This is a genomic window from Apibacter sp. (assembly GCF_025291155.1).
In the GTDB taxonomy this organism is placed as follows: Bacteria; Bacteroidota; Bacteroidia; order Flavobacteriales; family Weeksellaceae; genus Apibacter.
Genome location: NZ_JAMBJZ010000065.1, coordinates 1 through 12,309, shown reverse-complemented (window position 1 = coordinate 12,309; position 12,309 = coordinate 1). Strand labels below are relative to the sequence as shown.

Below are 12,309 nucleotides of genomic sequence, written 5' to 3'. Positions count from 1 at the left end.
GAGGTAGAAATAATTCCGGAAAAATGACCATGCGTTATACCGGAGGTGGACACAAGAAACGATACAGAGAGATCGATTTCAAGAGAAATAAGTTTGGCATTCCGGCTACTGTAAAATCAGTAGAATATGATCCAAACAGAACTGCATTTATCGCATTATTGTATTATGCAGACGGTGAAAAACGCTACATTGTGTCTCCTCACGGAATTAAAGTGGGACAAAAAGTCATTTCAGGAGAAAGTGTTGCTCCAGAAATCGGGAACGCAATGAAATTAAAAAACATACCTTTAGGTACTGTTATCTCATGTATCGAATTACGTCCAGGACAAGGAGCAAAAATGGCAAGAAGTGCAGGAACTAGCGCACAACTAATTGCTAGAGACGGAAAATATGCCGTTTTAAAAATGCCTTCTGGAGAAACTCGTATGATTTTAGTAGAATGTATGGCAACAGTTGGTTCAGTATCCAATTCAGATCATCAGCTTATTGTGTCTGGTAAAGCAGGTAGAAGCAGATGGTTAGGAAGAAGACCAAGAACAAGGCCGGTAGCAATGAACCCTGTAGATCACCCAATGGGAGGTGGTGAAGGTAGATCAACCGGAGGACATCCAAGATCTAGAAAAGGTATGCCTGCAAAAGGCTACAAGACTCGTTCAAAGAAAAAAGAATCGAATCGTTATATATTACAAAAAAGAAAATAATCTAGTATGGCACGTTCGTTAAAAAAAGGACCTTATATTCACTATAAATTAAACAAGAAAGTTCAAGCCAATATAGAGTCAGGAAAGAAAGTCGTGATAAAAACTTGGTCTAGAGCCTCAATGATATCTCCGGATTTCGTTGGTCAAACGTTTGCAGTACACAACGGAAAACAATTTGTACCCGTATATGTAACTGAAAATATGGTTGGACATAAGTTAGGAGAATTTTCGCCTACTCGTGTGTTTAGAGGTCATGCAGGAAATAAAAATAAAGGTAACAGATAATAAGCAATGGGTATTAGAAAACAAAATAGTGCTACAGCACGTAAAGAAGCTAAGAAAAATTTAGCAATTGCTCGCTTGAATAATTGTCCTACCTCGCCAAGAAAAATGAGATTAGTAGCAGATATCATTAGAGGCGTTGATGTTGATAAAGCATTATACATATTAAAATATTCAAAAAAAGAGGCTTCAATTAGATTAGAGAAACTTTTATTAAGCGCTATTGCCAATTGGCAAGTTAAAAATGAAGGAAAAGACATCGAAGAAGCTAAACTTTATGTAAAAGAAATTTTTGTTGACGGTGGATCTATGTTAAAAAGATTACGTCCTGCTCCTCAAGGAAGGGGATATAGAATTAGAAAAAGATCTAATCATGTAACAATAATTCTTGGAAATAAAAACGAAGTAAATTAAGTATGGGACAAAAGACAAATCCAATAGGTAATAGATTAGGAATCATCCGAGGATGGGATTCTAATTGGTATGGTGGAAAAAACTTTGGAGATAAAATTGCAGAAGACTATAAAATCAGAAGATATTTAGAAGCTAGATTATCCAAAGCAGGTGTTTCCAGAATTTACATCGAAAGAACTCTAAAATTAGTTACAATCACCATCACTACCGCTAGACCTGGAATTATCATAGGAAAAGGCGGGCAAGAAGTAGATAAACTAAAAGAAGAGTTAAAAAAGATTACAAAAAAGGAAATTCAAATAAATATTTTTGAAATTAAAAGACCTGAGCTTGATGCAAAATTAGTTGCAGAAAGTGTAGCACGCCAAATTGAAAGCCGTATTTCTTATAGAAGAGCGGTAAAAATGGCAATTGCCTCCACAATGAGAATGAATGCGGAAGGAATTAAAATTATGATTTCCGGACGTTTAAATGGAGCAGAAATGGCAAGATCAGAATCTTTTAAAGAAGGAAGAATTCCTTTGTCAACTTTCCGTGCTGATATTGATTACTATATAGCTGAAGCTCATACTACATATGGTCGCTTAGGTGTGAAAGTATGGATTATGAAAGGTGAAGTATATGGTAAAAGAGAGTTATCTCCATTAGTAGGTCTTCAGAAAAAGACTCAGAAAAGAAAAGTTAAAGAAAGAAGATAAAAAATATCTTAGGTAATTATGTTACAACCAAAAAGAACAAAATTCCGTAAACAGCAAAAAGGACGTATGAAAGGTCTCTCTTATAGAGGAAATAGATTAGCATACGGAACTTTCGGAATTAAAGCGTTAGATTCAGTATTTATTACTGCAAGACAGATAGAAGCTGCACGTATTGCTGCAACCCGATATATGAAAAGAGAAGGGCAATTATGGATTAAAATATTTCCGGATAAGCCAATCACTAAAAAACCAGCCGAAGTTCGTATGGGTAAAGGAAAAGGAGCTGTAGAATACTGGGTAGCAAGAGTATCACCGGGAAGAATTTTATTTGAAATAGGCGGAGTTCCTTATGATGTTGCGAAAGAAGCATTACGACTTGCAGCTCAAAAATTACCGGTTAAAACTAAATTTGTTGTTGCTAACGATTTTGTACAATCATAAATAATAAAATCGATGAAAGCAGTTGATATAAGAAATTTAAGTCAAGAAGAAGTAAAAGCAAAATTAGCTGAAACAAAAGCTGAATATGCTAAGCTAAGATTATCACATAAAGTGTCTCCAATTGGAAATCCGATTCAATTAAGAGAGATGAGAAAAACAATAGCAAGGTTGTTAACAGCCTTAAAGTAATTTAAAATCCGAAAAGAATTTAATTTCAACTATGGAAAGAAATTTAAGAAAAGAAAGAATCGGAGTAGTATCTAGCAATAAAATGGATAAAACTATCGTTGTTAGTGAGACAAGCAGAATGAAGCATCCTATGTATGGAAAGTTCGTTTTGAAAACAAAAAAATATACTGCTCACGATGAGAAAAACGAATGCAATGAAGGAGATACCGTTCGCATTATGGAAACTCGTCCATTGAGTAAAAGTAAAAGATGGAGATTAGTAGAAATATTAGAAAGAGCTAAATAATTTAGAGATGCTACAAACAGAATCAAGATTAAAAGTTGCAGATAATACTGGAGCAAAGGAAGCTTTAGTTATCAGAGTGTTAGGAGGTTCAAAAAGAAGATATGCATCTGTAGGTGATAAAATAGTTGTTACTATAAAAGATGCAACTCCATCAGGAAACGCTAAAAAAGGTCAAGTATCCAAAGCAGTAGTTGTAAGGACCAAAAAGCCTGTAAGAAGGAAAGACGGTTCTTATATAAGTTTTGAGGATAATGCATGTGTATTGTTAAATGCAGCAGGAGAAATGAGAGGAACTCGTGTTTTTGGACCAGTAGCCAGAGAATTACGTGATAAAGAGTATATGAAAATTATATCATTAGCTCCTGAGGTATTATAAGGTAAATTAAAAAAAATGGCAAAAGTTAAAATAAAAAAAGGAGATAAAGTTCAAGTTCTTGCAGGAGCATACAAAGGAAAGCAAGGACAAGTTTTAGTAATTTATCCTGAAAAAAACAGAGCGATAGTTGAAGGAGTTAATATCGTTAAAAAACATAAAAAACCTTCAGCTGAAAACCCTCAAGGAAGCATTATTGAAAAAGAAGCTTCCATTCATATTTCTAATTTAGCTCTTTTAGATCCTAAATCTGGAAAACCTACAAGAGTTAGATATAAAATAGATGGTGAGAAGAAACTTAGAGTTGCAACCAAATCAGGAGAATTGATTTAATTAAATTAGAAAGATTATGCAATACGTAGCAAGACCGAAACAATTATATAAAGATAAAATCATCTCTGCTTTAAAAGAGGAATTTGGTTATACATCTGTAATGCAAGTTCCAAAATTAGAAAAGATAGTGATTAGCCAAGGACTAGGAGCAGCAACAGCAGATAAAAAAATCGTAGATTATGCAGTTGAAGAAATTTCTTTAATAGCAGGACAAAAAGCAATCCCATGTCTTTCCAAAAAAGATGAAGCAGGTTTCAAATTAAGAAAAGGAATGCCTATTGGAGCAATGGTTACCTTAAGAGGTGATAGAATGTACGAATTTCTAGATAGATTAATCACAGCTGCTCTGCCAAGGGTACGTGATTTTAATGGAATAAAATCAGATGGTTTTGACGGTAGGGGAAACTATACTTTAGGGATAACTGAACAAATCATATTTCCAGAAATAAATATCGATAAAGTGAAAAAAATTCAAGGTATGGATATTACCTTTGTAACTAATGCAAAAACCGATAAGGAAGCTAAGGCATTATTAACCCATTTTGGATTACCATTTAAAAAGAATTAATTTACAGTATGGCTAAAGAATCAATGAAAGCGCGCGAGCGCAAAAGAGAAGCACTTTCTGCTAAATATGCCGCTAAAAGAAAAGCTTTAAAAGAGGCTGGAGATTATGAAGCACTTCAAAAGTTACCTAAAAACTCTTCTCCCGTAAGGTTACACAATAGATGTAAATTAACAGGAAGACCAAGAGGTTACATGAGAGTTTTTGGAATTTCCAGAGTTACATTTAGAGAAATGGCTAATGAAGGATTAATACCAGGAGTAAAAAAAGCTAGTTGGTAAAGAAAATAAAAATAATAGATTTTAAAAGTAGAATTTAAATTCTAAACTCTAAAATTAAACAAATATGGTAACAGACCCAATTGCAGATTACTTAACAAGAGTAAGAAATGCCATAAGAGCAGGACACAAGGTAGTGGAAATTCCTGCTTCAAAAATTAAAAAAGAGATTACAAAAATTCTCTTTGATCAAGGATATATCCTTAACTACAAATTCGAAGATAGTAGTGTACAAGGAACAATTAAAATTGCTTTAAAATACGATAAGGTAACCAATCTTCCAGCAATTAAAAAAATACAAAGAGCATCTAAACCGGGTTTAAGAAAATATTCCGGTTGTAAAGAACTTCCAAGAGTATTAAACGGTTTAGGTATAGCTATTATCTCAACTTCAAAAGGAGTAATGACAGATAAAAAGGCAAGACAAGAAAACGTTGGAGGAGAGGTAATTTGTTATGTTTATTAAAAAATTGAAGAAATGTCAAGAATAGGAAAAGCAATAATAAATATTCCAACAGGTACTACCATCGATTATAAAGATAACGTAGTTACAGTAAAAGGAAAAAATGGTGAGTTAAAGCAAGAACTTACTGGAGGAATAACTATAAATATAGAAAATTCTCAATTAACTGTAGAGCGTCCTTCCGATAGCAAACAACATAAATCTTTGCATGGATTATATAGAGCACTTATTAATAATATGATAATCGGTGTATCAGAAGGATTTACAAAAAAATTAGAATTAGTCGGAGTAGGATACAGAGCTTCTAATCAAGGACAAAAATTAGAATTAGCTTTAGGATTTTCACATTTAGTAGTTGTTGAATTACCTCAAGAAGTAAAAGTTGAAACACTTACTGAAAAAGGTAAAAATCCAATAATTACCTTATCTTCATATGATAAGCATTTATTAGGAATGGTTTGTGCAAAAATAAGATCACTACGTAAACCTGAACCATATAAAGGCAAAGGAGTTAAATTTGTAGGAGAACAAATCAGAAGAAAAGCAGGTAAATCCGCATAAAAAATTAAGTTATGGCATTAACTAAAAGAGAAAAAAGAATAAGAGTAAAAAGGAGAGTACGTAAAAATATATTCGGTACAGCTGAAAAACCACGTTTATCAGTTTTCAGAAGTAATAAAGAAATTTACGCTCAACTTATAGATGATAATTCCGGTAAGACTTTAGCATACGCTTCTTCGCGTCAAAAAGAAATAGCTGGAGAAAAAGGAACTAAAACTGAAATTTCTGCTTTAGTAGGAAAAAAATTAGCTGAAAACGCAAAAATTGCCGGTATTGAGAATGTTGTTTTTGATAGAAATGGATTTATCTATCATGGAAGAGTTAAAGCTTTAGCTGAAGGTGCAAGAGAAGGTGGTTTAAAATTTTAATTAGTAAGAAATTATGTTAGGAATAAATAATATTGAAAGAGTTAAACCTGGTGGGTTAGAACTTGTAGACCGATTAGTAGGTGTACAAAGAGTAACAAAAGTAACCAAAGGAGGTAGAGCATTTGGATTCTCAGCTATAGTAGTGGTAGGTGATGAAAAAGGTGTCGTTGGATTCGGTTTAGGTAAATCTAAAGAAGTTGCTAGCGCAATATCTAAAGCAGTTGAAGATGCTAAGAAAAATTTAGTAAGAGTTCCGATATTAAACGGATCACTTCCTCATGAACAATCCGCAAAATATGGAGGTGCTGACGTATTTATACGTCCTGCTTCTCATGGTACAGGATTAATTGCCGGAGGTGCTGTCCGTGCTGTCTTAGAGTCTGCAGGAGTTAAAGATGTACTTTCAAAATCTAAAGGATCATCTAATCCGCATAATGTAGTAAAAGCTACAGTTAAAGCATTATTAAACTTGAGAAGTGCAGAGACGATTGCACAACAAAGAGGAGTTTCACTTTCTAAAGTATTTAAAGGATAAGAACATGGCAACGATAAAAGTAACTTTAAAAAGAAGTTCAATTAAAAGACCAAAAAATCAAAAGCGTACATTAGAAGCTTTAGGTTTAACCAAATTGAATAAGACCGTTGAACATGAAGCAACCCCTCAAATATTAGGAATGGTTGCTGTAGTAAAACATTTAGTAACCGTTGAAGAATAATAAGAGATATGAATTTACATACTTTAAAACCTGCACAAGGTTCAACACATAATAGCAAAAGACTAGGTAGAGGACAGGGAAGTGGTAAAGGAGGAACTTCTACTAAAGGTCATAAAGGTGATAAATCTCGTTCAGGACATAAAGATAAAGTAGGGTTTGAGGGAGGTCAAATGCCTTTACAAAGAAGAATCCCTAAATTTGGCTTTAAAAACGTTAATAGAAAAGAATATGTCGGATTTAATTTAGACACTATTCAAGAACTAATAAATAGCAATAAAATTTCTACTGAAATCACTAAAGAAACATTAATTCAAAATGGATTAATATCTAAAAATGATTTAGTTAAAATTCTTGGAAGAGGAGAATTAAAATCTGCTATTACTATAACTGTAGATAAATTCACTAAATCAGCTAAAGAGTCTATAGAAAAAGCAGGAGGGAAAGCTAACACTTTATAAAATAGACAGCATGAAAGGATTTATACAGACATTAAGGAATATCTGGAGTATAAAAGAGTTAAGAGATAAGCTTATTTTCACTTTTGTTCTAGTATTGGTTTATAGATTTGGTACGCATGTTTCACTTCCTGCTATCAACATGGTTGAAGTAGGTAATATTCTTGAAATCTACAAAAACAATGGTGGTAATCAACAAGCAACAGGATTATTAGGTCTATTATCTTCATTTACAGGTGGTGCATTTAGTAAGGCATCAATTTTTGCTTTGGGTATTATGCCGTATATCTCTGCTTCTATTGTGGTGCAATTAATGGGATTAGCTATACCCTATATACAAAAACTACAAAAAGAAGGAGAGAGCGGACGTAAAACGGTTAATCAGATTACTAGGTGGTTGACAATCTTAATATGTTTAATCCAAGCTCCTGCCTATTTGACATCAATTACACAAGTTTTTTTACCTGTTGAGCAATTTAGAACTGCCTATTTGGTTGATCCTAATAATGTAATGTTATTTTGGGTGCCTAGTATAATAATACTTATTTCAGGCACAATTTTTGCTATGTGGATGGGGGAAAAGATTACTGACAAAGGAATTGGAAATGGGATCTCTATCTTAATCATGGTAGGAATTTTAGCAGGTTTTCCAACAGCTTTTGTACAAGAAATAGGGGTACAAATGGGAGATTCTGGTAAAGGACTTATAATGATGTTTGTTGAGATTGTTGCCTGGTTATTGGTAATTATATTATGTATTATGTTAACGGTTGCCGTTAGAAAAGTACCTGTACAATATGTAAGTAGAACCAAATCAGGGTCGTTGCGTTCAATAACCAATGCAGCTAGACAATATATCCCGTTAAAAGTTAACGCAGCAGGGGTTATGCCTATAATTTTTGCACAAGCATTAATGTTTATACCAGGACTGTTAGTTCGCTCAGAAACTACAACAAATACTTTTTGGGCAGGTTTCAGTCAAGTATTCAGTTGGCAATATAATTTGTTATTTGCATTACTGATAATAGTTTTTACCTTTTTCTACACAGCAATTACAATTCCTATAAATCAAATGGCTGATGATTTAAAAAGAAATGGAGGTTTGATACCACGTGTAAAACCAGGTAAAGAAACAGCAGATTTTTTAGATGATGTTTTATCTAAAATTACGTTACCAGGAGCTATCTATTTAGCTCTAATAGCAGTTCTTCCTGCAATAGTTAAAATTATTGGTCTCACCGCAACCGATAAATTTGCTTTGTTTTTCGGAGGGACATCATTATTAATAATGGTGGGCGTATTATTAGATACAGTTCAACAAATTAATACTTATTTATTAAATCATCATTACGATGGTTTGATGCAGTCAAGATTAAGTAGAAATCCGAGTTAATATATGGCAAAACAAAAACATATAGAACAAGACGGAACTATTATTGAGGCATTGTCAAATGCAATGTTCAGAGTAGAATTAGAAAATGGCCACATTTTAACTGCACATATTTCAGGTAAAATGAGGATGCATTATATTAAATTGCTACCCGGAGATAAAGTAAGATTGGAAATGTCGCCATACGATTTATCAAAAGGTAGAATAACTTTCAGATATTAAAATAGAAAGAAAATGAAAATTAGAGCATCACTTAAAAAAAGAAGTTCAGATGATATAGTTGTAAGACGTAAAGGTCGTCTTTACATTATAAACAAAAAAAATCCTAAATTTAAACAAAGACAAGGTTAATACTATGGCTAGAATTTCCGGTGTAGATTTACCAAAAAATAAAAGAGGAGTTATAGGCCTTACCTATATATACGGTGTTGGTAAAAGTACTGCAGCAAAAATTTTGAAAGATGCAGGAATTAGTGAAGATAAAAAAGTTTCTGAATGGAATGACGATGAAGTTAATGCCATTAGAAAATTTATTTCTGAAAATGTAAAAGTTGAAGGAGAATTACGATCTGAAATTCAATTGAATATTAAACGATTAATGGATATTGGATGTCAGAGAGGAATTAGACATCGTTTAGGCCTACCACTTCGAGGACAAAGAACAAAAAATAATTCTCGTACAAGAAAAGGTAAAAGAAAAACTGTAGCTAATAAGAAAAAAGCCACTAAATAATAAATAGAAACATGGCAAAAACAGCATCAAAAACAGCTAAAAAAAGAAAAGTAAAAGTTGAAGCAGTAGGGGAAGCTCATATCCAAGCCTCATTTAATAATATTATTATCTCCTTAACAAACAAAAACGGAGAAGTAATATCTTGGGCATCTGCTGGAAAAATGGGTTTTAAAGGCTCTAAAAAAAATACCCCTTATGCAGCACAAATGGCAGCAGAAAATTGTTCTCAAGTTGCATATGAACTAGGATTAAGAAGGGTAAAAGTTTTTGTGAAAGGTCCTGGAGCTGGTAGAGAATCAGCTATAAGAACTATTCATAATGCCGGTATTGAAGTTAGTGAAATCATTGATGTAACTCCTATACCTCATAATGGATGTAGACCTCCAAAAAGAAGAAGAGTTTAATTCTATAATTATTATTCAAATTTTACAATGGCAAGATATATTGGTCCAAAAACGAAAATAGCTAGAAAATTCGGACAAGCTATTTATGGGGAAGATAAGTATTTTGAGAGAAGAAAATACCCTCCAGGACAACACGGTCCGAACAAGAGAAGAGGCGCTAAAAAATCTGAATATGCAGTTCAGTTAGCTGAAAAACAAAAAGCAAAATATACTTATGGTATCTTAGAAAGACAATTTGCTAATTTGTTTGATAAAGCCCAAAGAAGTAAAGGGATTACTGGTGAAGTTTTATTACAATTATGTGAATCTAGATTAGACAATGTTGTTTTTAGATTTGGATTGTCAAACACAAGAGCCGGATCTCGTCAATTAGTTTCTCATAAACATATTACTGTTAATGGTGAGATAGTTAATATACCATCTTATCTTTTAAAACCCGGTGATGTGATTGGAGTTAGAGAAAAATCTAAATCATTACAAGTAATTAAAGATGCTTTAGCTAATAATTCTCATAAAACTTACGAATGGTTAGTATGGAATGATGAAAAATTATCGGGAGAATTTAAAGTCGCTCCTGAGAGAATTCAAATTCCTGAAGATATCAAAGAACAATTGATAGTCGAATTATATTCTAAATAAAACAAAAATTAGCTAAGATTTATATGGCAATTTTAAACTTTATAAAACCTGATAAGGTAATTTTAGTTGAATCAGACGATTTTAAGGGGCAATTCGAATTCAGACCGTTAGAGCCAGGATTCGGATTAACCGTAGGAAATGCTTTGAGAAGAGTTTTATTATCTTCATTGGAGGGGTATGCTATTACATCAATAAAAATAGAAGGCGTTGAACATGAATTTTCAACAATCCCAGGTGTAATAGAAGATGTGACGGAAATCATATTAAATCTTAAAAAAGTTAGATTTAAAAATCAAATTAATAAGGGAGGAAATGAAATTGTAACTGCTCAGATTTCCGGTAAGACTGAATTGACTGCCGGTGATTTGGGGAAATTTATTTCTTCTTACCAAGTTTTGAATCCTGATTTAGTGATTTGTCATATGGATAAATCAGTAAAATTTAACATAACTTTTAATATAGATAAAGGAAGAGGGTATGTACCTGCAGAGCAAAATAAATCTAATCATGCTCCTATAGGAACTATAGCAATTGACTCTATCTATACACCAATTAGAAATGTTAGTTATAGCATTGAAGATTATCGTGTAGAACAGAGAACAGATTATGAAAAGCTTATTTTAGATATTCATACAGATGGTTCTATAACTCCTCAAGAAGCTTTAACAGAAGCAGCTAAAATTTTAATTCATCATTTTATGTTATTCTCTGATGAAAGGATAACTTTAGAAGCAGATGTAGTTTCATCAGCTGATACTTATGATGAAGAAGCTCTTCATATGAGGCAGTTACTAAAAACTAAATTAGTTGATATGGATTTATCTGTAAGGGCTCTCAATTGTCTTAAGGCTGCTGAAGTTGAAACTTTGGGAGAATTAGTTTCCTTTACAAAATCAGATTTAATGAAGTTTAGGAATTTTGGTAAAAAATCTCTAACCGAATTGGAAGATTTAGTATATTCTAAAAATCTGACTTTTGGTTTGGATGTTTCAAAGTATAAATTAGAAGCAGAATAATAAGAAATTATGAGACACGGAAAAAAGTTTAATCATTTAGGGAGAACAGCATCACATCGTAAAGCTATGCTTTCAAATATGGCTACTTCCCTTATTCTTCATAAAAGAATCAATACTACTGTTGCTAAAGCTAAAGCATTAAGAACATATATAGAGCCATTATTAACAAAATCTAAAGAAGATACTACTCATAACAGAAGAATTGTTTTTAGTTATCTTCAAAGTAAAGAGGCTGTAACAGAATTATTCAGAACAATTGCTACCAAAATTTCCTCAAGAAACGGTGGATATTGCAGAATAATAAAGACAGGTTTTAGATTAGGAGATGGTGCTGATACTGCTCTTATTGAATTAGTAGATTTTAACGAAACTTACAATTCAGGAGAATCTAACAAAAAAGTAACTAGAAGAAGCAATCGTCGATCCACTAAAAAGACGGAAACTACAGAATCTCAGACAACAACTGATACTGTAGTTAATGAAACTACTAATAAAGAAGCTTCTGAAAATAAACAAGAAGAAACTAAAGAATAAAAAATAAATTTAAATATTTAGAAAAAGCAGGTTTTTAAAACCTGCTTTTTTATTTAAAGTGTATGTATAATTATATTGTTAAATATTATAGTAAATGAAATATTAAATTTAAGAGTAAAATTTTACCATAATCACTAATAAAAATATAAATTTTAAATCTTTATTTATATACATTCATACATTTTAAAATTTAACTAATGATTATTTTTAAAGATTACATCTTTTATAAATATTATTTTTTAATTGAATAATTTAAACTAAAACTATAACAAATAAAATTTTATAAAAGGGGTTATTGTTAACTTATTTATAAGATAGATATATGTATAAAGTTATATATGAGTAATAATATTAATATTAAAGAGTCATTAACAATGATCATGGAAATATAATTTGTGGATTTAAACAATTGTATATTCTCTTGAAATTGTATAATGAAAATACTTCTTATCAATGCAAAAAACTTTAAA

The 12,309-nt window shown here is 31.9% G+C and carries 25 protein-coding genes; all 25 read left to right on the top strand.

Annotation, left to right across the window (positions count from 1 at the left end):
- Nucleotides 1-701 (top strand): 50S ribosomal protein L2 (rplB, locus tag M3Z80_RS07095; protein WP_293918844.1); only part of this gene is annotated, 701 nt, incomplete at its 5' end.
- Nucleotides 702-707: 6 nt separating this feature from the next.
- Complete coding sequence (gene rpsS / locus M3Z80_RS07090) at nt 708-986, top strand: 30S ribosomal protein S19 (RefSeq protein WP_055425369.1); 279 nt, start codon at nt 708-710, stop codon at nt 984-986.
- 6 nt (nt 987-992) lie between these two features.
- Nucleotides 993-1,397, top strand: a complete 405-nt coding sequence (gene rplV / locus M3Z80_RS07085; RefSeq protein ID WP_293918843.1) for a 50S ribosomal protein L22 — start codon at nt 993-995, stop codon at nt 1,395-1,397.
- A gap of 2 nt (nt 1,398-1,399) precedes the next feature.
- Nucleotides 1,400-2,095, top strand: coding sequence for a 30S ribosomal protein S3 (gene rpsC, locus M3Z80_RS07080; protein ID WP_055425367.1), 696 nt, complete (start codon nt 1,400-1,402; stop codon nt 2,093-2,095).
- A gap of 18 nt (nt 2,096-2,113) precedes the next feature.
- Nucleotides 2,114-2,536: a 50S ribosomal protein L16 gene (gene rplP / locus M3Z80_RS07075; protein ID WP_293918842.1), complete on the top strand. Its 423-nt coding sequence runs from the start codon at nt 2,114-2,116 to the stop codon at nt 2,534-2,536.
- A gap of 12 nt (nt 2,537-2,548) precedes the next feature.
- Nucleotides 2,549-2,725 carry a 50S ribosomal protein L29 gene (gene rpmC, locus M3Z80_RS07070; protein ID WP_105298126.1) on the top strand — a complete coding sequence of 59 codons (177 nt, stop codon included), beginning with the start codon at nt 2,549-2,551 and terminating at the stop codon, nt 2,723-2,725.
- Between the two features lie 31 nt (nt 2,726-2,756).
- Entirely contained in the window at nt 2,757-3,011 is a 255-nt protein-coding gene (gene rpsQ / locus M3Z80_RS07065; RefSeq protein ID WP_055425364.1) for a 30S ribosomal protein S17, read from the top strand.
- A 7-nt stretch (nt 3,012-3,018) separates the two neighbouring features.
- Nucleotides 3,019-3,387 (top strand): 50S ribosomal protein L14, encoded by a 369-nt coding sequence (rplN, locus tag M3Z80_RS07060; RefSeq protein ID WP_055425363.1) that lies wholly within the window; start codon nt 3,019-3,021, stop codon nt 3,385-3,387.
- Nucleotides 3,388-3,402: 15 nt separating this feature from the next.
- The gene (gene rplX, locus M3Z80_RS07055; RefSeq protein ID WP_293918841.1) at nt 3,403-3,717 is read left to right on the top strand and encodes a 50S ribosomal protein L24; all 315 of its coding nucleotides are present in this window, start codon (nt 3,403-3,405) and stop codon (nt 3,715-3,717) included.
- A 16-nt stretch (nt 3,718-3,733) separates the two neighbouring features.
- The gene (gene rplE / locus M3Z80_RS07050) at nt 3,734-4,285 is read left to right on the top strand and encodes a 50S ribosomal protein L5 (protein WP_293918840.1); all 552 of its coding nucleotides are present in this window, start codon (nt 3,734-3,736) and stop codon (nt 4,283-4,285) included.
- An 8-nt stretch (nt 4,286-4,293) separates the two neighbouring features.
- The gene (rpsN, locus tag M3Z80_RS07045) at nt 4,294-4,563 is read left to right on the top strand and encodes a 30S ribosomal protein S14 (protein WP_055425360.1); all 270 of its coding nucleotides are present in this window, start codon (nt 4,294-4,296) and stop codon (nt 4,561-4,563) included.
- Nucleotides 4,564-4,627: 64 nt separating this feature from the next.
- Nucleotides 4,628-5,026: a 30S ribosomal protein S8 gene (rpsH, locus tag M3Z80_RS07040; protein ID WP_293918839.1), complete on the top strand. Its 399-nt coding sequence runs from the start codon at nt 4,628-4,630 to the stop codon at nt 5,024-5,026.
- Nucleotides 5,027-5,038: 12 nt separating this feature from the next.
- Entirely contained in the window at nt 5,039-5,584 is a 546-nt protein-coding gene (gene rplF, locus M3Z80_RS07035) for a 50S ribosomal protein L6 (protein WP_293918838.1), read from the top strand.
- 11 nt (nt 5,585-5,595) lie between these two features.
- Complete coding sequence (gene rplR, locus M3Z80_RS07030) at nt 5,596-5,952, top strand: 50S ribosomal protein L18 (protein WP_293918837.1); 357 nt, start codon at nt 5,596-5,598, stop codon at nt 5,950-5,952.
- Between the two features lie 13 nt (nt 5,953-5,965).
- Nucleotides 5,966-6,487 carry a 30S ribosomal protein S5 gene (gene rpsE, locus M3Z80_RS07025; RefSeq protein WP_055425356.1) on the top strand — a complete coding sequence of 174 codons (522 nt, stop codon included), beginning with the start codon at nt 5,966-5,968 and terminating at the stop codon, nt 6,485-6,487.
- A gap of 4 nt (nt 6,488-6,491) precedes the next feature.
- On the top strand, nt 6,492-6,668 hold the full coding sequence (rpmD, locus tag M3Z80_RS07020; protein WP_293918836.1) for a 50S ribosomal protein L30: 177 nt from the start codon (nt 6,492-6,494) through the stop codon (nt 6,666-6,668).
- Nucleotides 6,669-6,676: 8 nt separating this feature from the next.
- Entirely contained in the window at nt 6,677-7,126 is a 450-nt protein-coding gene (gene rplO / locus M3Z80_RS07015) for a 50S ribosomal protein L15 (RefSeq protein WP_293918835.1), read from the top strand.
- Nucleotides 7,127-7,136: 10 nt separating this feature from the next.
- On the top strand, nt 7,137-8,516 hold the full coding sequence (gene secY / locus M3Z80_RS07010; protein ID WP_293918834.1) for a preprotein translocase subunit SecY: 1,380 nt from the start codon (nt 7,137-7,139) through the stop codon (nt 8,514-8,516).
- Between the two features lie 3 nt (nt 8,517-8,519).
- The gene (gene infA, locus M3Z80_RS07005; RefSeq protein ID WP_055425352.1) at nt 8,520-8,735 is read left to right on the top strand and encodes a translation initiation factor IF-1; all 216 of its coding nucleotides are present in this window, start codon (nt 8,520-8,522) and stop codon (nt 8,733-8,735) included.
- A gap of 12 nt (nt 8,736-8,747) precedes the next feature.
- Nucleotides 8,748-8,864 carry a type B 50S ribosomal protein L36 gene (gene ykgO, locus M3Z80_RS07000; RefSeq protein ID WP_073961215.1) on the top strand — a complete coding sequence of 39 codons (117 nt, stop codon included), beginning with the start codon at nt 8,748-8,750 and terminating at the stop codon, nt 8,862-8,864.
- Between the two features lie 4 nt (nt 8,865-8,868).
- Entirely contained in the window at nt 8,869-9,246 is a 378-nt protein-coding gene (rpsM, locus tag M3Z80_RS06995) for a 30S ribosomal protein S13 (protein ID WP_293918833.1), read from the top strand.
- Nucleotides 9,247-9,257: 11 nt separating this feature from the next.
- Entirely contained in the window at nt 9,258-9,650 is a 393-nt protein-coding gene (gene rpsK, locus M3Z80_RS06990) for a 30S ribosomal protein S11 (protein ID WP_293918832.1), read from the top strand.
- A gap of 27 nt (nt 9,651-9,677) precedes the next feature.
- The gene (gene rpsD / locus M3Z80_RS06985; RefSeq protein WP_293918831.1) at nt 9,678-10,289 is read left to right on the top strand and encodes a 30S ribosomal protein S4; all 612 of its coding nucleotides are present in this window, start codon (nt 9,678-9,680) and stop codon (nt 10,287-10,289) included.
- Between the two features lie 23 nt (nt 10,290-10,312).
- Entirely contained in the window at nt 10,313-11,305 is a 993-nt protein-coding gene (locus M3Z80_RS06980; RefSeq protein WP_293918830.1) for a DNA-directed RNA polymerase subunit alpha, read from the top strand.
- 9 nt (nt 11,306-11,314) lie between these two features.
- Nucleotides 11,315-11,839, top strand: coding sequence for a 50S ribosomal protein L17 (gene rplQ / locus M3Z80_RS06975; RefSeq protein WP_293918829.1), 525 nt, complete (start codon nt 11,315-11,317; stop codon nt 11,837-11,839).
- Nucleotides 11,840-12,309 lie beyond the last annotated feature (470 nt).